The organism is Gemmiger formicilis, assembly GCF_016900095.1.
In the GTDB taxonomy this organism is placed as follows: domain Bacteria; phylum Bacillota; class Clostridia; order Oscillospirales; family Ruminococcaceae; genus Gemmiger; species Gemmiger formicilis_A.
This window is the reverse complement of record NZ_JACJJP010000009.1, coordinates 1-20639: the sequence shown is the minus strand read 5'-3', so window position 1 is coordinate 20639 and position 20639 is coordinate 1. Positions and strand designations below refer to the sequence as shown.

Annotated in this window: 16 protein-coding genes; 4 read left to right on the top strand and 12 right to left on the bottom strand. The window is 57.1% G+C overall.

The features are described from left to right. Positions 1 to 15: 15 nt before the first annotated feature. The 5 genes from miaA to miaB form a co-directional block, all read right to left on the bottom strand. A complete protein-coding gene (gene miaA, locus H6B15_RS05940; protein WP_243424308.1) occupies positions 16 to 963 on the bottom strand; it encodes a tRNA (adenosine(37)-N6)-dimethylallyltransferase MiaA in 948 nt (315 codons plus the stop codon). Further along, positions 956 to 3040, bottom strand: coding sequence for a DNA mismatch repair endonuclease MutL (mutL, locus tag H6B15_RS05935; RefSeq protein ID WP_204647069.1), 2085 nt, complete (start codon positions 3038 to 3040; stop codon positions 956 to 958). Before mutL ends, miaA begins: the two co-directional genes overlap by 8 nt. A 37-nt stretch (positions 3041 to 3077) precedes the next feature. Beyond that, the gene (mutS, locus tag H6B15_RS05930; protein ID WP_204647067.1) at positions 3078 to 5690 is read right to left on the bottom strand and encodes a DNA mismatch repair protein MutS; all 2613 of its coding nucleotides are present in this window, start codon (positions 5688 to 5690) and stop codon (positions 3078 to 3080) included. A gap of 41 nt (positions 5691 to 5731) precedes the next feature. Then, positions 5732 to 6139, bottom strand: a complete 408-nt coding sequence (locus tag H6B15_RS05925; protein WP_204647065.1) for a YlbF family regulator — start codon at positions 6137 to 6139, stop codon at positions 5732 to 5734. 63 nt (positions 6140 to 6202) lie between these two features. Further along, positions 6203 to 7597 (bottom strand): tRNA (N6-isopentenyl adenosine(37)-C2)-methylthiotransferase MiaB, encoded by a 1395-nt coding sequence (gene miaB, locus H6B15_RS05920; protein ID WP_243424307.1) that lies wholly within the window; start codon positions 7595 to 7597, stop codon positions 6203 to 6205. A 184-nt stretch (positions 7598 to 7781) separates the two neighbouring features. Here miaB and H6B15_RS05915 point away from each other — a divergent pair, with 184 nt between their 5' ends. Both H6B15_RS05915 and H6B15_RS05910 read left to right on the top strand, forming a co-directional pair. Then, on the top strand, positions 7782 to 8546 hold the full coding sequence (locus tag H6B15_RS05915; RefSeq protein ID WP_204647063.1) for a 4Fe-4S binding protein: 765 nt from the start codon (positions 7782 to 7784) through the stop codon (positions 8544 to 8546). Between the two features lie 92 nt (positions 8547 to 8638). Further along, positions 8639 to 9553, top strand: a complete 915-nt coding sequence (locus H6B15_RS05910; RefSeq protein ID WP_204647061.1) for a MerR family transcriptional regulator — start codon at positions 8639 to 8641, stop codon at positions 9551 to 9553. Positions 9554 to 9595: 42 nt separating this feature from the next. Here H6B15_RS05910 and H6B15_RS05905 read toward each other — a convergent pair whose 3' ends face one another. Both H6B15_RS05905 and H6B15_RS05900 read right to left on the bottom strand, forming a co-directional pair. Then, positions 9596 to 10705 carry an aldo/keto reductase gene (locus tag H6B15_RS05905; protein WP_204647059.1) on the bottom strand — a complete coding sequence of 370 codons (1110 nt, stop codon included), beginning with the start codon at positions 10703 to 10705 and terminating at the stop codon, positions 9596 to 9598. Between the two features lie 114 nt (positions 10706 to 10819). Further along, on the bottom strand, positions 10820 to 12109 hold the full coding sequence (locus H6B15_RS05900; protein WP_243424306.1) for a serine dehydratase subunit alpha family protein: 1290 nt from the start codon (positions 12107 to 12109) through the stop codon (positions 10820 to 10822). A gap of 140 nt (positions 12110 to 12249) precedes the next feature. Here H6B15_RS05900 and H6B15_RS05895 point away from each other — a divergent pair, with 140 nt between their 5' ends. Next, on the top strand, positions 12250 to 13572 hold the full coding sequence (locus H6B15_RS05895) for an AAA family ATPase (protein ID WP_204647057.1): 1323 nt from the start codon (positions 12250 to 12252) through the stop codon (positions 13570 to 13572). 94 nt (positions 13573 to 13666) lie between these two features. Here the strand turns inward: H6B15_RS05895 and H6B15_RS05890 are convergent, their stop codons facing one another. The 5 genes from H6B15_RS05890 to coaBC form a co-directional block, all read right to left on the bottom strand. Then, positions 13667 to 14752, bottom strand: a complete 1086-nt coding sequence (locus tag H6B15_RS05890) for a DUF4340 domain-containing protein (RefSeq protein WP_204647055.1) — start codon at positions 14750 to 14752, stop codon at positions 13667 to 13669. A 14-nt stretch (positions 14753 to 14766) separates the two neighbouring features. After that, positions 14767 to 16263: a Gldg family protein gene (locus H6B15_RS05885; protein ID WP_204647054.1), complete on the bottom strand. Its 1497-nt coding sequence runs from the start codon at positions 16261 to 16263 to the stop codon at positions 14767 to 14769. A gap of 19 nt (positions 16264 to 16282) precedes the next feature. Further along, positions 16283 to 17146, bottom strand: coding sequence for an ABC transporter permease (locus H6B15_RS05880; protein ID WP_204647052.1), 864 nt, complete (start codon positions 17144 to 17146; stop codon positions 16283 to 16285). Positions 17147 to 17149: 3 nt separating this feature from the next. Then, positions 17150 to 18214: an ABC transporter ATP-binding protein gene (locus H6B15_RS05875; protein WP_204647049.1), complete on the bottom strand. Its 1065-nt coding sequence runs from the start codon at positions 18212 to 18214 to the stop codon at positions 17150 to 17152. A gap of 212 nt (positions 18215 to 18426) precedes the next feature. Further along, the gene (gene coaBC, locus H6B15_RS05870) at positions 18427 to 19623 is read right to left on the bottom strand and encodes a bifunctional phosphopantothenoylcysteine decarboxylase/phosphopantothenate--cysteine ligase CoaBC (protein ID WP_204647048.1); all 1197 of its coding nucleotides are present in this window, start codon (positions 19621 to 19623) and stop codon (positions 18427 to 18429) included. A 125-nt stretch (positions 19624 to 19748) separates the two neighbouring features. On the opposite strand from coaBC, the gene H6B15_RS05865 reads away from it, so the two are divergent. Continuing rightward, entirely contained in the window at positions 19749 to 20516 is a 768-nt protein-coding gene (locus H6B15_RS05865; protein WP_204647046.1) for a type III pantothenate kinase, read from the top strand. Positions 20517 to 20639 lie beyond the last annotated feature (123 nt).

The window sequence follows — 20639 nt, the reverse complement described above, 5'->3', positions numbered from 1 at the left end:
TTCCTCCCCTGCTCTTTATTCTTGTAAAAAGTGACGAATCAGTGTTTCGGCACGCTGTGCCAAAGAATCTCCATCCTCGTCTACATACAGCCAGACGGCATCCTGCTGGCGGCGAAACCAGGTCAGCTGCCGTTTGGCGTAATTGCGGGAAGCCTGCTTCAGTTTGTCCGTACAGGCTTCCAGTGATTGCGTGCCCTCAAAATAGGGAAAGAATTCTTTGTACCCGATGGCCTGCGCCGCTGTTCGGTAGATATCCCGATGAACGTATACCCGTTTGGCTTCCTCCAGAATCCCCTTTTCCAGCATACGGTCAACCCGCTGGTCAATGCGCTGGTATAGAAGCCCGCGGTCATGATACCCCAGACAGATACAAAGGGACCGGTACGGGGGTCTTGTATTTCTGGCCTCCCGGCGATGCTCGCTCATCCGTCGTCCGGTGTTCCGGTACAATTCCAGAGCCCGGATGACCCTGGGCAGATTGTTGGGATGGACCGTGGCGGCATATTCGGGGTCAATTTCCTGCAGCTCCCGATAGAGAGATTCTTTCCCTTCGGCGATGGCACGCTGTTCCAGATTGGCGCGGACGGACGGGTCACCCTTTTCCGGGGCAAACCCGAGTCCGTTCAGCAAACTGGTGATGTACAATCCCGTCCCGCCGACTACCAGGGGCAGATGCCCGGCTGCGGTGATGGATTGGATGCACTGATCGGCGGCACTTACAAAATCCGCCACGCTGAACGGTGTTTCCGGGTCCAGTATATCCACCAGATGATGAAGTATGCCACAACACTCTTCCGGTGTGACCTTGGCGGTACCCACATCCAGACCACGGTATATCTGCATGGAGTCCGCACTGATTACTTCCCCTTGAAACCGTTGCGCCAGCGCCACCGACAAAGCGGTTTTGCCTGTGGCTGTAGGCCCGCCGATGGCCACCACACGGGGAAGATCCTTATCAGACAAGGCGTCCAAATTGCTTTTCCAGCTCCTTCCGGGTGATTTTCAGCACACAAGGGCGTCCGTGGGGGCAAAACGGCGGAACGGTACCGTCCATGATCTTTTGTGCCAACGCCATCATCTCTTCGGCATTGGTCTTATCCCCGGCCTTGATGGCCGCACGACATGCGATGGAGTGCAGCACCCATTCGGTTTTTTCCCGCAGCGCGTCATGGGCGCCGTTCATCAGATGTCCGGCCAGTTCCAGCAGCATGTCCGCCACATCGTCCACCGGCACGTCGGCAGGTACCGCACGCACCACCACGGTGGGGCCGCCGTAATCTTCGGCTTCAATGCCCGCGTTCTGCAAAAGTTCCTGATTCTGCAGAATTGCCAGCTTTTCCGGGGCGCTCATATTGACCTGCACCGGCATCAGAAGCATCTGTGCCGGTACATTGCCGTAATCCCGGGACAGGCTTTCGAACAGAATCCGTTCATGGGCGGCGTGCTTGTCAATCAGGCACATCTCTCCGTCCCGCTCTGTAATAATGTATGTCTTGAACACTTCCCCCACCAGGCGCAGCGGCTTGGAGGCCGGCTCCGGGTCAAAGGTGGTCTGCTCCGGGGTCTCGGTGGGCAGGGCGCTCAGCGCGTGGGGAGATTCCGTCTGTTCCGGTGCACCGGCCGGCGCCTGTGAGATCACGGGCGCATCGGTATCGGAAGGTTCCGGCTTGGAAATGGCGTCTTCCGGTTTTCTCGGTGCCGGAACGGCAGGCGTTTCCGGTGCGGCGGGTTCCTGTTCCGGCAAATCCGGCAGAATATCCAGAACTGCCTCGGACTGAGGAGAAACAGGCACCGATTCCAGAGGCACTTCATCCGGTACCGGCGGCTTTTGCAGCCCCGGCACCGGCCGCGGCGTCACGCCTGCGGTCATCTGGTTCAGAGCCCGGTATTCCGCCGCAGAGAGGGTGGCAAAATGTTTTTGCGGCTGCGGAGCAGAAGGCTGATGGGCGGTAGTTGCCGGTCTCGGGGCGGGAGCGGCAGTGGGCGTCCGGGAAGGTTCTTGCGCTTCCTCCGGAGCCTTGTGTCCCAGCTCAAACCTGCATTCCCCACTGCCCGGGGTGCTGAGAGCCGAGCGGACAGCGCGATATACTGTATCAAACACATCGCTTTCCCGGGCAAACCGGATTTCGGTTTTGGCCGGATGGACATTCACATCCACCAGTTCGGCCGGCATCTCCAGCATCAGAATCGCGCCGGGAAAGCGCCCTTGCATGAGGGTACCTTTATACGCATTTTCCAGCCCGGCCATCATGGTCCGGTTTTTGACGTACCGACCGTTGACATAAAAATGCTGGGCACTGCGGGAAGCCCGGCAGGCACGGGGCGGCGTGATCAGGCCCTTGATCTTATAGACGCCGTTCTCCCCTTCCAATTCCAGCAGATCCCGGGAAAACTCCCGTCCCAGAACCGCATAGGCGGCACTGCGCAGCGAACCGTCTCCGGGGGTGACAAACTGCTGCTTGCCGTCGCGCACAAAACGGAAGGAAATTTCCGGATGGGAAAGGGCCACATGCAACACGGCATCGGCCACAAAGGTTCCCTCGCTCACATCCTTTTTCAGGAACTTCATGCGGGCAGGGGTGTTGTAAAAGAGATCGTTGACCGTGATGGTGGTGCCGCGGCCACGGGCACCGGGTTCCAGTCCCAGGGCTTCGCCGCCTTCGATGCGATAGCAGTAGGCAAATTCGTCGGCGTCGGTTTTTGTCAGCAGTTCCACCCGGGCCACGCTGGCAATGGACGCCAGCGCCTCGCCGCGGAAGCCCAGCGTATGGATGTGGGTCAGGTCATCGGCGGTGGCAATCTTGCTGGTGGCATGGCGTACAAACGCATTTTCAATGGATTCCGCTTCAATGCCGCTGCCGTTATCCGAGATTTGCAGCTGTTGGATCCCGCCCCGTACAATGGAAAGAGATATCTGGGTAGCACCGGCGTCAATGGCATTTTCCAGCAGTTCTTTGGCCACCGAGGCGGGGCGTTCCACCACCTCACCGGCAGCAATCAGCTCCGCGGTGTGTTTATCCAGCACATGAATCTGTGCCATATTGCGTTTCACCTGCCTTATTCATAAAAACGCGCCTTTATTTCAGCGCCTGCTTAAGTTCGTACAAGAAATTCAGCGCTTCCAGCGGGGTCAGGGTCTCCACATCAATCTGATGCAGCTTGTCCACCACTTCGCTGGGCACCGTGGGATTGTTGTAGGCTTCCACCGTCTCAAAATCCAGCTGCATGGCGGTATTGGCACCGGGGGCCGTGGCTTCCAGCTGGCGCAGCACAGCGTGAGCCCGCTTGATGACGGCGTCCGGCAGTCCGGCCAGCTTGGCCACCTCGATACCGTAGCTGTCATCTGCCGGACCAGCCACAATACGCCGCAGGAAGGTGATGTCATCCCCGCGCTTCTTGACGGCAATGTTGTAATTCTTGACGCCGAACACATCCTGATCCATGGCGGTCAGCTCATGGTAATGGGTGGCGAACAGCGTCTTGCAGCCGATGTTGTCGCAGATGTATTCTACCACCGCGCGGGCGATGCTCATGCCGTCAAAGGTCGAAGTGCCCCGGCCGATTTCATCCAGAATCACAAGACTGGACTTGGTGGCGTTGCTAAGAATCTCTGCCACTTCGGTCATCTCCACCATGAAGGTGGACTGACCGGCTGCCAGGTCATCCGAAGCGCCCACGCGGGTGAAAATGGCATCCACCACGCCCACATGGCATTGGGTTGCCGGCACAAAGCTGCCGATCTGGGCCATCAGGGCGATCAGGGCGTTCTGCCGCATGTAGGTGGATTTACCGGCCATGTTCGGGCCGGTGATGATCAGCATGCGGTTTTCACTTTCATCCAGGGTGGTATCGTTGGGAACAAACAGACTGCTTTTGAGCATCTGTTCAATGACAGGATGGCGGCCTTCCGCGATGTCCAGTACATCACTGTCATCCACCGTGGGTTTGACGTAGTTATTCTGGACGGCTGCCTCGGCAAAGGAGGCCAGCACATCCAGCTGGGCCACCGCCGTGGCGGTGCGCTGGATGCGCAGCAGCTGGGCCGAAATATCGTTGAGAAGTTCGGAGAAGAGCTGATGTTCCAAGGCCAGCAGCCGTTCGTTGGCACCCAGAATCTTGTTTTCCAGCTCCTTGAGTTCGGGAGTAATGTACCGTTCGCCGGTGGTCAGGGTCTGCTTGCGGGTGAAGGTATCGGGCACGCTGCCCACATAGCTGCGGCTGACCTCAATGTAATACCCAAACACCTTGTTGAAGCCGATTTTCAGCTTGGGGATGCCGGTCTGCTGGCGCAGGTCCGCTTCCAGCTGGGAAAGGACCCCCTTGCCGCCGTGCATAATATCCCGCAGCTCGTCCACTTCCGAATTGTAGCCTTCCCGGATGGCACCGCCATCCTTGAGGTTGGCCGGGGGATCGTCCACCAGGGCGCGGCTGACCTTGTCCAGAATATCGGACAGCGGATCGATGGCGTCCGCCAGGTTATCCAGCAGCTTGGCTCCCGCCGCGGCGGCCTGTTCCTTGACCTGAGGCAGGCGCTGGCAGGTATCTCCCAGGGCTTTTACCTCCCGGGGCGTGGCCGACCCGTACAGGATGCGGGTGGTCAGGCGCTCGATGTCAAACACGTGGGAAAGAGCCTCCTTGAGCTCGGCCCGCCCCACATTGGCGTTGTACAGGGCTTCCACCGCGTCCAGCCGTTCATTGATGACCTCGCTGTCCACCAGCGGCTGCTCAATCCAGGAGCGAAGCATCCGCTTGCCCATGGACGTTTCGGTTTTGTCCAGCACCCACAGCAGGGTGCCGCGCTTTTCACGACCGCGCATGGTCTCGGTCAATTCCAGGTTGGCCCGGGTTACCGCCGAAAGGCGCATGTACTGGGCATCGGCGTAGTTCTGCACCGCCTTGATGCGCTCGGTGCCGTGCTTCTGGGTCTCGTACAGATACCCAAGCAATGCACCGAACGCCTGGGGCACAAGCCCGTCGGGTGCAAAGCCGCAGCTCTTGTTCCAGTCCTCACCGAACTGACGGCTGAGCATGCTCTCCACAACCGCCTGTTTGTAACAGGATTCCTCCCGCAGTTCCACCAGGGCATTGGTATGCTGCTTGATGTAGTTGGTCAGGTCCTTCAGATCCAGCACGGCGGGGTTGATCAGGATTTCACTGGGCATATACCGGCACAGTTCGGTAATCAGCGCCCCGCCCATCTTTTCGTTGTGCAGTTCGGTGGCGTAGGCTTCGCCGGTGGAAATATCAGCAAAGCAGATACCGGCTTTCCAGCCGCCACGCACCTTTTTGGCGTAGATGGAACACAGATAGTTATTCTTGTCCTCCGCCAGCATGCTGCTCTCGATGACGGTGCCCGGAGTCACCACCCGGATAATATCCCGCTTGACCAGGCCTTTTGCGGTGGCGGGGTCTTCCATCTGTTCGCAGATGGCAACCTTGTATCCTTTGGCAATCAGCCTGGCCACATAAATTTCATAGGAGTGAAAAGGCACACCACACATGGGCGCACGCTCTTCCTGGCCGCAGGCTTTCCCTGTCAGGGTCAGTTCCAGCTCCCGGGAAGCCGTCAGCGCATCATCATAGAACATCTCATAAAAATCCCCCACACGGTAGAAGAGGATTTCATTGGGATGCTGCTTCTTGATTTCAAAATACTGCTGCATCATGGGCGATACATTTTGTCCGGCCATGCTTCACACTCCTGGTTCTTTACTCTCTGCCGTTTGCAGGCTCAGTGGCAGCCGCCGCAGGTGGCGCAGCTGCCGGTGCAGCCGCCCTGGGGCGGGTTGACGGTCATGGGATCCCCACCGTTCATCGCGGTGTTGATGATGGCGTCAATGTGGCTGACCAGAGCTTCGCACTCCGCCTTGGCGGTGTTGTAGCGCACCATACCTTCGCTGGCCATGATCTGGCTGTACAGGTCATTGACCCGCTTGTTCAGGTCTGCCACCCGCTCATGGTCGGGAGAAGTCTTGGTGGTTTCGTTGTTCAGGTCCAGACGGGCCAGGTTGAATTCGCCGATCAGGTTCTGCAGTTCCTGGTCCATATCGTTTTCACGGCGTGCGGCGTCCAGCTCCAGATAGCGGGGGTCGGTCTGCAGGGCCATAGCAGCTTTCTTGAAGAGATCGATGCAATCCATAATTGTACTCCTTATAATAATTAAAACTTTTGTATTGGTCTAATGGTTGTGTTGCGTGGGAATTCAGTTCTGCGTGTCGGCCAGTTCACCCAGCAAAAGCGCCGCTCTGGATCCGGTCAGCCGCACTTCGGCATATTCGCCGATCAGCGTGTCCGCACCGGCAAATTCCACTACCAGGTTGTTGTCCAGACGGCCGTTCAGCGTTCCTTCCAGACGGCCGGCGCCCTCCACCAGTACCCGGACAGTCTGCCCGACCAGAGACGCGATGGAAGCGAAGGCGATCTTTTCCTGGGTACGCAGCAGACGGTCCATCCGGGCGGTCTTTTCTTCCCGGGTGATGGGATCCTCCATCTTGGCGGCAGGGGTTCCTTCCCGCTTGGAATAGATGAAGGTAAACAGCTGCATATAGCCCACGGATTCCACCAGGTCCAGCGTCTTCTGGAAATCTTCTTCGGTTTCTCCGGGGAACCCGACGATGATATCGCTGGAGAAGGTCACACCCGGAATTTTGCTTCGGGCATACTCAATCAGCTCATGATACTGCTCCACCGTATAGTGGCGGTTCATCTGTTTGAGAATCCGGTCGCTGCCGGACTGTACCGGCAGATGGATATGCTTGCACAGATGCGGCTGGGCCGCGATGGTATCAATCAGCTTGCGGCTGGCGTCCTTGGGATGACTGGTCATGAAACGGATCTGATAATTCCCTGGCACTTCGCACAAACGAACCAGCAGATCAGCAAAATCGATGGGATTTTCCAGGCCCTTGCCGTAGCTGTTGACGTTTTGTCCCAGAAGCGTGATTTCTTTGTATCCCTGCTCGACCAGCTGCCGGAATTCCGCCAGAATGTCCTCCGGTTCACGGCTGCGCTCCCGGCCGCGGACATACGGCACAATACAATAGGTGCAGAAGTTATCGCAACCGTACATGATGGGCAGCCAGGCCCGAAAGCCGGAATCCCGCCGGATGGGCAGATCTTCCACCACGGCATTGCGGGCTTTGGGATTTTCCAGGTACCGCTTTCCGCGGCGGAACCGTTCGGCCAGCATGGCCGGCAGACGATCGATGCCGTCCACCCCGAACACCAGATCCACATACGGGTAGCTCTTGCGCAGTTTGTCCACGATGTGCTGCTGCTGCGCCATACACCCGCAAACCCCGATCACCAGCTTCGGGTTCTTCTCTTTCAGCTTTTTCAGGGCGCCCACATTGCCGAATACCCGCTGTTCCGCGTGCTCACGAACGGCGCAGGTATTGAACAGAATCAAATCCGCCTGTTCCACGTTATCGCACATGCCAAAGCCCACGTCCATCAGTACGCCGCGGATCTTTTCGCCGTCGTTCACATTCTGCTGGCAGCCAAAGCTGTGCACATACGCCAAAGGCGGTGCATCCTGATATACCGACGCAATCACGGCTGCGGCCTGTGCGTCATGTGTGTAGGTCAGTTTTTCCAAAATTGATCTCCTGCCATTTGATGAAAGTCCAAAAGGGCATACGCCCACATATACCATAATAGTATATCGCACAGCCTAAAAAAGTACAAGATGTGTCCAAAAGGATTTTTTGCCGGGCGTCCGGTTGGCGAAACTGCGCGGCAGGTGCTATAATGGGGCCATATTTTGCAAGGAGGCATCCCCCATGAATTTGTATCAGCTGGATTTCAGTCCCACCGGCGGAACCAAAAAGGCCGCCGATGCTCTTTGTGCCGGATTCGGCCTTCCGGTAAGCCGGATCGATCTTTGCAATTCACAAACAAATTTTTCTTCCCTGTCCTTTTCCCGGCAGGATCTTTGCGTCTTTGGAGTGCCCAGTTTCGGCGGACGTGTTCCCGCGCCGGCGGCACAGCGGATGGCCGCGATGCGCGGCAACGGTGCGTTGGCAGTTTTGCTGGTTGCCTACGGCAACCGGGCTTTTGACGACACCCTCATCGAGATGAAGGATCTGGCACAGAAAGCCGGTTTCCGCTGCGTTGCCGCCGTTGCCGCCATTGCTCAACATTCCATTGCCCGTTGCTATGCCGCCGGGCGCCCCGATGCGTCCGATGCAAAGGAGCTGGAAGACTTCGGAAAGAACATTCTTGCACACATCAAAGACGATTCACTTCCGGAAGATCTGGCGGTTCCCGGTAACCGTCCCTACCGCGCATTCGGCGGCGTGGGGATGATACCCATGCCCGATGCATCCTGTACATACTGCGGAACCTGTGCTGCTCTTTGCCCCACCCGGGCCATTTCGATCAGTGACCCTGCACAAGTGGATGCCGCACGCTGCATCAGCTGTATGCGTTGTGTTTCCGTTTGTCCCGAGCACGCCCGCCATGCCGATGCCGCAAAGGTGGCCGCCACCGAAACCAAACTGGCCAAACTTTGTGCCGACCACAAAATCAACGAACTCTTTCTGTGATTTGGCATTTCCCGGAATTTTTTTCGTGTTTTCCTTGACCTTATACCCACTGTATGGCTTATACTGTGCGCGAAAGGACGGTGAACACAGGAATGAACATCAAGGAAGCCGCCAAAGAGAGTGGTGTTTCATCCCAGAACATCCGATTTTATGAGCGTGAAAACCTGTTGCACCCCAAACGCGACCCAAACAATTCATATCGGATTTACTCCCCGGAGGATTTGCGCACCTTGAAGCTGATTCGCATGCTGCGAATGCTGGACATGCCGCTGGAGGAAATCCGCTTGGTTCTGGAACAGAAGACTTCTTTGTCTCAAGCCTTGTCGGAGCAGGAGCAACGGCTGCACGCCAGGGAGAATAAACTGCAATCCGCCATCCGCTTTTGCCGCAATATGCGCAGTTTGTCCTTGTCCGTGGATAAGGTGGATGTGGATGCCTGCCTGCAGAGGATGAAAAAGGAACCGGAACAGACCGGTTTCTTTGCCGATTGGATGCAGGACTACAAGCACGTGGTTGCAGCTCAGCACAGAGAGTTGTTTACATTTGTACCGAACGACGCGGTAACCACACCGCGTGAATTCACGGATGTTCTCCTTGCCTGGGCCGACAGCTGCGACAAGGATATTGTCATTATCAGAGAAAGCATGTATCCTCGTTTTCTTCTGGACGGTGCAGAGTATGAGGCCGAACGTGTATATCGCCGTATAGGGTATCGATATTGCAGCGTGCCCCAGGCTATCATTCGCTGCCGGTTGCGTGATCACAACAGTGAGGACGAATGCGTACCGCCTGTTCGCCGGCGGATCCTGCGCATTCTGCGCTGCGCCTTTCCAGGCACGCTCTTGTTTGTCCTGATCATGGTTCCCAACGCCGGGTGGATTCTGGCAGGTGGTCAGACATGGATGGATTTTATGGGAACTTTGGTATTTGTCCTGGGAATTGCGGCTTTGTGCGGCCTGGGAGCCTGGTATAATTATTATTATCATTTCAACGACCGCACCCGATGAAACAGAAGAACGCCCCGCACTTGGATTGTGAGGGGCGTTCTCTTATTTTCCTTCAAAATACTGACGAATGGTCTGCATACGGTCTTTTTGCGTCACATGGAAAGGGCAGCGCTTGTCGCAGTGTCCGCAGCCGATGCAGGCGTTTGCTTTGACGGACAATTTTCGGTAGTGATCCGCGGCCATCTGGTCGCCGGCACAGGCAAGATCGTAATACTTGTTGACAAGTCCGATGTCGATTCCCGCCGGGCAGGGCTGGCAATGATTGCAGTACACACAACTGCCGGTCACCTCTTTCGGGGTGAAGCGAGCAATCAGGGAATAATCTTTTTCTTCGGGGTCGGCCTGCAGAAATCCTAGCAGATCCCGCAAGTCCTGCATACCACGAACACCGGGAACAACCGACAGCACCCCGGGACGGTCCATGGCATATTGCAGGCATTGAAAGGGCGTCATGGCAACGCCAAAAGGAGAGGCAGAGGCGTCCAAAAGTTTGCCGCCGTGGAAGGGCTTCATCACCGAGACGCCCACTCCCAATGCCTGACACCGCTGCAGAAGCTGTGCGCGTTCCGAGACAGTGCCGATGCCCAGTTCGTCCCCCTGCTCCAAGTCATACGCCGGATTGAGGGAGAACATCATCATATCCATAAGACCGGTATCCAGCGCCCGCTGGGCCACCGCCGGTGTGTGGGAAGAAAATCCGATATGCCGGATGCGCCCCTGACCTTTCAATGCCTGCAAATATGCCAGCACACCGGAATCCATCAATTCTTCCAGGTCCTGCATCTCATCCACGCAGTGCAAAAAACCAAAGTCAGCGTATTCGGTACCCAGCATTTCCATTTCCCATTGGAAAGTCCGGCGGATTTCTTCCGGATCTCTTGACCAGCCGTACTCCCCTGCCTCATTATATACGGCGCCAAAATGCAGCTGAAAGAAAACCTGCTCCCGACGTCCCCGAATAGCCTTGCCAAACGGCTCATACACACCGGCCCCGCCGGCGCAAAGATCAAAAAAGTTAATGCCGTTGTCAACGGCAAGCCGGACCGCCGATTCGATTTCCTCGGCCGGTGCCTGCTGGATGCCTCCCAGGCCAAGCCCCAAAGTGCTGAAACGCTCTTTCTTCTCCCCATGCGGAAGTCTGCGATATTGCATTGTACTGCCTCCCCCGACTGGCCGCCAGGCGGCCTTTTGCTTTTATTGTAGCGAAGAAGCACTGCAATCGGAAGAATATTTTTGGCTGCACTGTATCAACCGCAGGTTGACAGTTTAGCAGGAGCTTGCCGTCATCATACGGATGATGGTTTTGTCTGTTTCCCGCATTCCTTCCCGGGCAAGAGCTCCAATGTTGCGGATGTTGTTTTCCACGCCCTTGGTCACAATCCCATCGCCGCTGTAAAACTGTGTTCCATGCGCCTGCATCTGCATACCCAACAGGCCCGCTTCCACCGCCGATGCGATCTTGGCCGCGCAGCTGGCCTTGGCGCCGTCGCAGATGATGCCGGAATCCATGGCAATTGCATTCACAATGGTGTGGGAAATCTCATTATACCTCCCGCCGTGCAGATAACATACACCCGCACCGGCCCCCACGCCAGCTGCCACCGCGCCGCAGAAGGCACTGAGCTTGCCGATTCCGGTTTTGATGTGGATAGTCACCAGGTTGGAAACTGCCAGGGCCCGGTACAATTGCGCCCGGTCCGCCTGCAGCTGCTTTGCATATACAATGACGGGCAAGGACGCCGTCAATCCCTGGTTGCCGCTGCCCGAGTTGATGACGACGGGAAGTTCGCAACCGTTCATGCGGGCGTCCGAACCGGCGGCAGCCAGGGCTTTGGCGCGGTTGTGCACATCATCGCCGTATGCCTGCAACAGGATGCGGCCGATATTGGCACCATAGTTTCCACGCAGGCCTTCCTCGGCAATGGCCGTGTTGTAGTCTATCTGACGCTGCAGCACGTCCTGCACGTCTTCCGGGTTCAGCTCGTCGGCAAACGTGATAATCCGTTCCACGCTCAGCAGACTGCGGTCGGTGCCTTTGGCCGGCTGTTCTTCATTGCAGGGCCGGTCCAGCTTGGTCTGTCCGTCCCGCTCCACCCGCACCACGTTGGTGTGACCGCCTACCAGGCGGACCCGGGCGGTGTGTCCCCCTCCTGCCACGGTGACATCGATATCCAGCAAGAAGGGACTGTCTGCCTGGGTGACCGTGATAGGGGTATGCTCGCGCCAATCGGCAAGTTCGGATTGCCGTTCCGGGGTAACGTCGGCCAGCACTTCCAGTTGTCGCCCGGCATCACCGGCAACCGCACCGGCCGCCACCGCCGCTTCGATGCCGCGCATACCTCCGGTGTGGGGAACCACCACACTCTTGACGTTCTTGATGATGTTGGCGCTGACCGCAACCGTGACCATCTGGGGCAGGCGCCCCAATTCCTGCCTGGCCAGCGCCGCTGCATAGGCCAACGCAATGGGCTCGGTGCATCCCATGGCGGGAACCAGCTCTTCCCGCAAAATATCAATGTATGCCTGGTAGATTTCCGGCGTCATTTCTTCTTGCATATCCTTCCTCCGCCTTTGTCCATATTTCGCCGCTATTATACTATAGATAACCATAAAAATCAAAACCGGCCTTGCAGCCTTGGGGCATGGTTGTATAATAAAAAGTAAGAAACCATCACACCCGTCCGGGAGGGATACCTGTGCAGCAGACCACCTTATTTGAACAAAACACCCCGCAGCCTCTGGCAGCCCGGCTTCGGCCGCGCACGTTGGAGGAATATGTGGGGCAAACCCACCTGTTGGGGCCGGGGAAAGTTCTGCGGCGGCTGATTGAGAGCGACCAGATTTCTTCCATGATTTTTTGGGGCCCGCCGGGGGTGGGCAAAACCACCCTGGCCCGCATCATTGCCAACCGCACCAAGGCCGCTTTCATCGATTTTTCGGCCGTGACCAGCGGGATCAAGGAAATCCGGACGGTAATGCAGCAGGCAGAAGAAAACCGTCGTTTCGGTGAAAAGACCATCCTGTTCGTAGACGAGATCCATCGTTTCAACAAGGCGCAGCAAGATGCCTTCCTGCCCTTTGTGGAGAAGGGCAGCATCATCCTGATCGGTGCCACCACCGAAAACCCGTCCTTTGAGATCAACGGCGCTCTTTTGTCACGATGCAAGGTGTTTGTACTGCAGGCTCTGAAAACCGAGGACCTCGTCACCCTTTTGCAGCGGGCTTTACGAGATGAGCGCGGATTCGGAAATCAGGTGGTCCATATCGATCCGGATCTGCTGGAGGCATTGGCTGTCTTCGCCAACGGAGACGCCCGTACAGCTCTTTCTACCCTGGAGATGGTCGTGCTGAACGGCGAGGTCAATGCCGACGGCAGCATCACCGTCAGCAAGGAAACGCTGGAACAATGCACGGAGAAAAAGTCCCTGCTGTATGACAAGAACGGTGAGGAACACTACAATCTGATTTCCGCACTACACAAGTCCATGCGAAATTCTGATCCGGATGCCGCTGTATATTGGCTTGCCAGAATGCTGGAAGCGGGCGAAGACCCCTTGTATGTGGCGCGGCGGGTCATCCGTTTTGCCAGCGAGGATGTGGGCCTGGCCGACCCCCGGGCATTGGAACAGGCCGTGGCGGCCTATCAGGCCTGTCATTTTCTGGGAATGCCGGAATGTACGGTGCACCTGACCCAGGCCGTGGTGTACATGTCCATGGCCCCCAAATCCAACTCGCTATACAAGGCATATGAACATGCCAAAAGTGATGCGGTCCGTCAGCTGGCGGAACCGGTTCCCCTTGTGATCCGAAACGCCCCCACAAGACTGATGAAGGATCTTTCCTATGGCAAGGGATACCGGTACGCCCATGATGAGCCGGACAAGCTTTCTGCCATGCAGTGCCTGCCGGACAGCCTGCAAGGCCGGGAATACTACGAGCCCACCGAGGAAGGGTTGGAATCCCGGTATAAAACCCGGCTGCAACAGATCAAAAGCTGGAAAAAGGAACATCAGCTATAATTCTGGTTTTGTCCCAAAACAAAAACGCATCCCCTGTGCCGGTCCGATGAGTCGGCACAGAAGGCGCGTTTTTTATTGGGCTGTTCTGACGGATTTACGATGCAGAGTTAGCGTAATCGTCCTCGCCACCCACAGGATTTTCGGCAATGATATCCGAACTGTCGCTGTCGGAATCGGCCGTTTCTTCGGTGGCGGCTTTCAGGGTGTCCTTGGTGTAGGCAAAGGCAGAGCGATGATCAGCATCCACCTCATACACCACTCCGCCTGCATGGCTGGAGCGCATATAGCAAAGATCGCTGTCATCCGCGCACAAATCGCCGAAACTGCAGGTGATGGTGGTTCCGTCGGTGCCCACCAGGGTCACCACGGCCTGGGGCTCATCCAGGCCATAGGTACTATTGTCCTCGGGCTGAGTGATGGACATTTCGGTGGTCATATCACAGATGGTCGAAGCCATTTTCTTGACGATATCCTGATCCACCGCATAGTCCGGGTCGTCCTGCAGTGTCCAGGTTCCGTCGTTCTGGGCAAAGGTCAGAATTTCTCCAGAAGTTTCCACGGTCATGGTGGCGACATCATCCGTTTCCAGGTCCACCACGTCCTGTTCCGCATACAGATCCTTCGCGGTCTTTACCAGACCGGACAGATCTGTGGCGTCAATGGTATAGATGTGATCATTCCAGCTGACCTTGGCATAATACGCTTCGGTGATGGAATTTTCCGCGCCGATGGTGACCGTATAGACACCGGAAGCTGTCTCTGCGGTGGCGGTTTCGGAAGAAGCGGTTTCCGCCGAGGCAATGTCGGCCCCATCCGTTCCCAAGGTGAAGACCAGCGTGGGATTGTCCAGGCCCATGTCCTCGTTTCCGGTTCCGGCGCCCAAATCACGGAGAGCCTGCAGACCGGTATACTTTTCCAACAAGGAAGAAACCGTGTCCTGATCCAGCGGCAAGGTCGGGTCCTGTTCCAGATACCATGCCTCATCCTCATCCTGAAGCAAGGTGGCATCCGTCTCGTCGTTGCGGTAAGCCAAAGCGGTTACCGTGCTGGTATCGAAGTCAAACAGGGGCACACCGGTTTCCTCTTCCTCGCCCAGGTTGCTCAGGATGATGAGTGCCACACCGAGAATCACAACCACCGCGGCGAGAATGGCCAGGGGCAGATATTTCTTTGCTTTCATTGGCAGATCCCTCCTTAACTACGGCGGCGCACGATGGTGACAAACACACCGGCCAGCAGGAAGCCCAGCGGAATAATGAACACAAACAGCAGGCCCAAGGGGGTGACCAGTCCGCTGGGAACAGACAGCGTTTCGGCGCTCATGCTCTTGGCGTCAATCACCACGCTGTTTTCTTCCCCGTTCATCCAGTTTGCAATGCTGCCCAGCAGCTGCGCGTTGCCGCCGGACACAGCGGAATTGATCTCGTCCAGGAAGACATTGCCGCAGTTGATCCACACGATCTTGGCGCCGGAATCGGAATCCTCGGCAGCAACCGCCAGATCAAAACTGCCTTCGGGGTCGTTGTCACCCTTCTGCAGGGTCGTTGCGGTCTCATAATCCAGCATGGAATAGGCGCTGTCAGAGGTGGAGAGCAGCTTGGTATAGGTGATATTGGATGTGGTCTCGGCGGTTTCATCCGTCTGGGTATCGTCGGTATCGTCCGCCGTCACAATGCCCTGGGCGGTGGGCGCAAACACATACATGCCGTCTGTCATGCCAGACGTGATGGTATTGGTTTTGATCTGCGGCAGCAGATAGGTGCCGGCATACCGGTATGCATAATAGTTGGGGTCGGTTTCTACCAGCAAACCGGACTGGCGTTCCATGCCGTATTCCGCCAGAACCGCGTCCAGGTTGGGCGTGTCGTACAGAAGGCTGGTGGTCACGATCACCTTGCCGCCATCGGCCAGGTAACCCCGCAGTGCATCCGCATCCAGCTCACTGAAATCCGCCTGGGGCACATTGATGAGCAAAGCGTCGGCATCCTCGGGAATTTCTCCGGTGATCAGGTTCAGTTCGGACACGGTAACACCGGCATTGCTGAGAGTGTCGGTAAAGTCACTGCCCAAAGAGCTCTCGCCGTGCCCGGTCAGCGCATACATCGTGTAGGTGTTTTCCCGGGTTACCTGGGCAATGGCCGTGGTCAGCGCATTTTCGGCGTCAAAATCCATGGTGGAGGAGTAGTAATCGGTGTAGCTGTAGGAATACATGTCATTGTAATCCACCACCGTATGGTTGTCACCGCATACAATGATCACACTGTTGCTGCTGGCGTCTCCGGCATCATACTGATCCGCAAAGGTGGGATACAGTGCCGGGTCACGCTGCTGCCAGGTAAAGTGGGAACTCTCGCCGGCGTACCGGTCCAGAATCCGGCTGATATTGGTATCCTCGTTGCCCGTTTCCGCCAGGAAATAGGCGGTCACGTCCTTGTCCAGAGACTTCATCATGCTGACGGTGGTCTCACTCAGGGTGAACATCTGGCCGGTGGAAATGTCGAACTCGGTGTACTTGGTGGGAATGGCGTTCACAACCAGGTTCAACAGGATCACGACCACCAGAACAATGGCCGCCAGTACGCTGGCGTAAGCACCGGAATGGAGCATGCGACGCCGGCTGACGCGCTGTGCTTCGGTAGGCTGTGCAGCCGGAGTGTGGCCGGAGGGCTTTTTGCCAAATTTGAATTTCATGCTGAATCCCCCTCCCCTCTCAGTTCCAGCGGCGCCGTTCCAGCGCCTGACCGGTTAAAAACAAAAACAATCCAATGACGGACAGATAATACACAATGGTGGAAAGGCTGAACATACCGCCCACAAAGGTTTCAAAGGGGGTGAACAGAGCCAGCGCATCCAGAATGCTGTTGAAAGCGCTGAGCAGCCAGGCCGGACGCAACTGGAACAGCAGGATCAGCGCGACGGCGCCGCCGCAGAAGATCCCGCAGCCCACCGTGAGACTTTTGCACAGAAGCCCGATCAGGACAGAGGCCAGCGCCAGAACAATGCAGAACACGATAAACGCCAGCGTATTGCCGGAGGTGAACAGCGACTGCACACTTTCCATCAGATAGGCAATCAGCAGCACGCCGAAGGTGGCCAGATACGCAATGATCTGATTTTCGGTCAGGACCGAAATGAAGGTCCCCACCGCAATGCAGGAAGCTCCCAGCAGGAAATACGCCAACAAGGTGGAGTAAGCGTTGACCAGCGAAACGGTACCGAAAGCCGTAAGGATCAACGGCATGATGCAGGCCACCGCCATGGGCACCGCAAAGACCACCAGCTGTGCCAGGTATTTGCCCATCACAATCTGGGGAATGGTGACGGGGCTGGTCAGCAACAGCTGATCCGTCTTGTTGCGTCGTTCATCTGCAAAGCTGCGCATGGACAACGCCGGCAGAACAAACAGCATAACCAGCGTGGTGGAATACAGAATGATGGAAAAATCCGATGTACCGTAAATCAGGCAGTTGGCGCTGTAATAGAGGCCGATAAAGGCCAGAATGACGCCGATCACAACATACCCGATCATGCTGGTAAAATAGCTTCTGGTTTCACGCTTGAAAATTGCCAGCATACCTCAGTCCCCCTCCTTCTCATCCGGCTGCTCCACCTGCGGTTGGGCGGGTGCTTCTTCCGGTTCCGCCGTCTGCTCGGTTTCCCCGGCAGGCAGTGCCTTTTCTTCGGGTTCGGTGCCGGCCTCGTCAGGATGATCGGTTTCAGTCAGCTGCAGGAACACGTCCTCCAGGCTCAGGTTCTGACTGCTCAAGCTCAGCACCGGGCATCCGGCTGCCGCCAAAGCGGCCGACAATGCGGCACGCAGGTCGGTGCCGTCGGTGCTGGTGGCGGTAAAGCTGACCTCGTCCGCCTTCTCCGCCGTCACCCGCAGATCTGTCAGGCCGGGCACGCTCTGGGCCGCCTGCAGAACCGCTTCCTTGCTGCCCTGTGCCGTGGCCGAAATCACACCCTTTGCCGCCAGTCGGGCCGCCAGCTCTTCCGGCGTGCCCTGGGCTGCCAGCTTGCCGTTGGAAATAATCAGGACACGGTCACAGACGGTCTGGACCTCGCTCAGAATGTGGCTGGACAGAATGACCGTATGGGTTTTGCCCAGATCATGGATCAGAGAACGAATCTCAATCATCTGGGCGGGGTCCAGACCGACGGTGGGTTCGTCCAGAATGATGATGTCCGGGCTGCCCAGCAGAGCCGCCGCCACGCCCACACGCTGACGGTAGCCCTTGGAAAGATTGCGAATCAGTCGGGTCTGCATTTCCTGCAGTCCCGCACGCTCCGACGCGCGGGCCACATCGGCGGCGCGATCGGCTTTTTTCTTCACGCCTTTCAGTTCCGCCACAAAGTTGAGATATTCTCCCACCGTCATATCCGTATACAGCGGCGGCAATTCCGGCAGATACCCGATGCAGGCCTTGGCGGCCTGGGGGTCTTCCTGGATATCATGGCCGTTGATGGTCACCGTGCCGCTGGTGGGCGACAGATAGCCGGTAATGACATTCATGGTGGTGGACTTGCCTGCACCGTTGGGGCCAAGCAAGCCGTAAATGCAGCCGTCATCAACCGTGAAGCTGATGTCATCGACCGCCACATGCGAACCGTACCGCTTGGTCAGATGGCTGACTTCGATCAAGATGCACACTCCCCTTTTGTATTTTTCGGGCATGAATGCCCGTCTGGATGTCCGTATGTGATTATAGGCCCCTTTTGTGAAAATTGTGGGATAGAGTTTTGAATATCTGTGAAAATCGCCGGAACCAGCCAAAACAAAAATCGGGCAGGAGCCCTGCAATCTATGCAAGGTCCTGCCCGACCGGGCTTTTGAAACGCTTGTAACGGATTGGTTCAGTGGGCGGCGATGGCATCCGCAATGCGCATGGCCACCTCATCTTTGCTCATCAGAGGCAGCTGTTCGGCCCCGTCTTTTGTAATCAGTGTAACCACGTTGGTGTCCACGCCGAAACCGGCCCCGGGAGTTTTCAGATTGTTGGCGACGATCATATCCATGTTCTTCTTGTGAAGTTTGACCGAAGAGTTCTCCAGCAGATGCTCAGTTTCCATCGAGAATCCGCAGACAAACAGCCCTGTCGGTTTATGAGCCCCGATCCACCCCAGAATATCCTGGGTGCGTTCCAGCTGCAGGGTCAGCTCCCCGTCGGATTTCTTGATCTTGTGATCAGCCACCTGCGCCGGGCGATAGTCCGCCACAGCGGCGGCCATCACCAGCGCGTCTGCCTGCGCAGAATATTTCTGGACCTTCTCAAAAAGATCCTGGGCGGTGGTGAAAGGAACCATATCCACAAAGGGAACCGGCCGCAGGGCAGTCTGAGCGCTTAGGAGGGTCACCTGTGCGCCGCGCAGCATACAGGCACGGGCGATGGCATAGCCCATCTTTCCGGTGGAATGGTTGGTGATATACCGCACAGGATCCATGGGCTCGCTGGTCGCGCCGGCCGTCACCACAATTTTCTTTCCTGCCAGGTCCTTTTTGCAAGCCAGTTCCCGGTCCACATAATCCAGCAGGACCTGTTCTTCCGGCAAGCGCCCGCTGCCCACATCGCCGCAAGCCAGCATACCGGAACCGGAAGGAATCACCGTGAATCCGTAATGGCGCAGCGTGGCGATGTTATCCTGGGTGATGGGGTTTTCCAGCATGTGGGTGTTCATGGCCGGCGCCACCAGCTTGGGACAGGTGGCTGCCAGCGTGACGGTGGTCAGCATATCGTCGGCCAGACCGTGGGCCAGTTTGGCAATCACATTGGCGGTGGCCGGTGCAATCAGCATCAGATCCGCCGCATTGGCCAGGGACACATGGGCCACATCGTATTGAAAATTGCGGTCAAAGGTATCCACAATGCAGCGGCGGTTGGTCAAAGTCTCGAAGACCAGCGGCGCAATGAATTCGGTGGCATGCTTGGTCATCAGTACATGCACCGCAGCGCCGCGCTTGGCCAGCGCATGGGCTACGTTGGCCATTTTATAGGCGGCAATACCGCCGGTAATGCCCAGCACAATCGTCTTGCCCTGCAGGTCTTTTTCCATGGTTGGGTCCTCCCGTTTGTTCTGCGTTTCTTCGCAGGTGTTATCGGTATTTATTATAGGTTGGTTTGACTTCATTGTAAAGGCTGGTATAATCAGATTATATCACACAGAAACGGGGCAGACACATGATTCTGGCAGTCGACATCGGCAATACCAACATCTGTATCGGAGGGCTGGACGGGCACAAGCAGCTCTTCAGTTTCCGCATGGTGACCAGGCCTCGCTGCACACCGGACGAATATACGGCTGAAGTTCGATTTCTGCTGCGCCGTGTGGGCTTTTCCTCTGAACAGTGTACCGGCGCCATTTTATGCAGCGTGGTGCCCGCCTTGAGCGAGCCCCTGGCCCAGGCCATACGCCGGGTGACCGGTCACGAACCCATGCGGGTCAGCTACATGCTGGATACCGGCCTGCAGTTTGCGGTGGACAGCCCCGAGCGGATAGGCCAGGACCGCATTGCCGATGCCGCTGCTGCGGCGGCGCTGTATCCCCTGCCCTGTATGACGGTGGACCTGGGCACTGCCACCACCTACAACGTCATTGATGACCGGCGGTGTTTTCTGGGCGGTTTCATCGTTCCCGGCGTACAGACCAGTCTGCGGGCCATCAGCGCCGGCACCGCCCAGCTCCCGCCCATCGCCCCCGAAGCCGCCGATCATCTGATTGGCCGCAACACGGTGGAATGCCTGAACAGCGGTGCCGTGTTCGGAACCGCCGCCATGATGGAAGGGCTGGCTGACCGTGTGGAAACGGAATTGGGGCAGCCGCTCACGGTGGTGGCCACCGGCGGACTGGCCCGTGGAATCATTCCCTGCTGCCGCCGGAAGGTCTTGTACGATGCCGATCTGCTCTTCAAAGGGCTTTCGGTACTGCATCGCCGCGCAAATTCCTGAAGTCAAAATAAAAACCGATGCTCCTCATTGAAGAAGTGAACTGCCCCAGAATTAGTAGACATGAATAAAAAGACCCTCGTGTAGTGGGGACCTTAACAGGACTGGCGAAGCGTAAGCGGAGCC

What these genes read in the sequence shown, in the direction of transcription:
- H6B15_RS05925 (WP_204647065.1), bottom strand. Translation starts at nt 6,139, where the DNA reads ATGGATTGCATCGATCTCTTCAAGAAAGCTGCTATGGCCCTGCAGACC.
- H6B15_RS05865 (WP_204647046.1), top strand. Translation starts at nt 19,749, where the DNA reads ATGATTCTGGCAGTCGACATCGGCAATACCAACATCTGTATCGGAGGG.
- H6B15_RS05915 (WP_204647063.1), top strand. Translation starts at nt 7,782, where the DNA reads ATGAATTTGTATCAGCTGGATTTCAGTCCCACCGGCGGAACCAAAAAG.
- H6B15_RS05910 (WP_204647061.1), top strand. Translation starts at nt 8,639, where the DNA reads ATGAACATCAAGGAAGCCGCCAAAGAGAGTGGTGTTTCATCCCAGAAC.
- H6B15_RS05905 (WP_204647059.1), bottom strand. Translation starts at nt 10,705, where the DNA reads ATGCAATATCGCAGACTTCCGCATGGGGAGAAGAAAGAGCGTTTCAGC.
- H6B15_RS05880 (WP_204647052.1), bottom strand. Translation starts at nt 17,146, where the DNA reads ATGCTGGCAATTTTCAAGCGTGAAACCAGAAGCTATTTTACCAGCATG.
- H6B15_RS05885 (WP_204647054.1), bottom strand. Translation starts at nt 16,263, where the DNA reads ATGAAATTCAAATTTGGCAAAAAGCCCTCCGGCCACACTCCGGCTGCA.
- mutL (WP_204647069.1), bottom strand. Translation starts at nt 3,040, where the DNA reads ATGGCACAGATTCATGTGCTGGATAAACACACCGCGGAGCTGATTGCT.
- coaBC (WP_204647048.1), bottom strand. Translation starts at nt 19,623, where the DNA reads ATGGAAAAAGACCTGCAGGGCAAGACGATTGTGCTGGGCATTACCGGC.
- mutS (WP_204647067.1), bottom strand. Translation starts at nt 5,690, where the DNA reads ATGGCCGGACAAAATGTATCGCCCATGATGCAGCAGTATTTTGAAATC.
- H6B15_RS05890 (WP_204647055.1), bottom strand. Translation starts at nt 14,752, where the DNA reads ATGAAAGCAAAGAAATATCTGCCCCTGGCCATTCTCGCCGCGGTGGTT.
- H6B15_RS05900 (WP_243424306.1), bottom strand. Translation starts at nt 12,109, where the DNA reads ATGCAAGAAGAAATGACGCCGGAAATCTACCAGGCATACATTGATATT.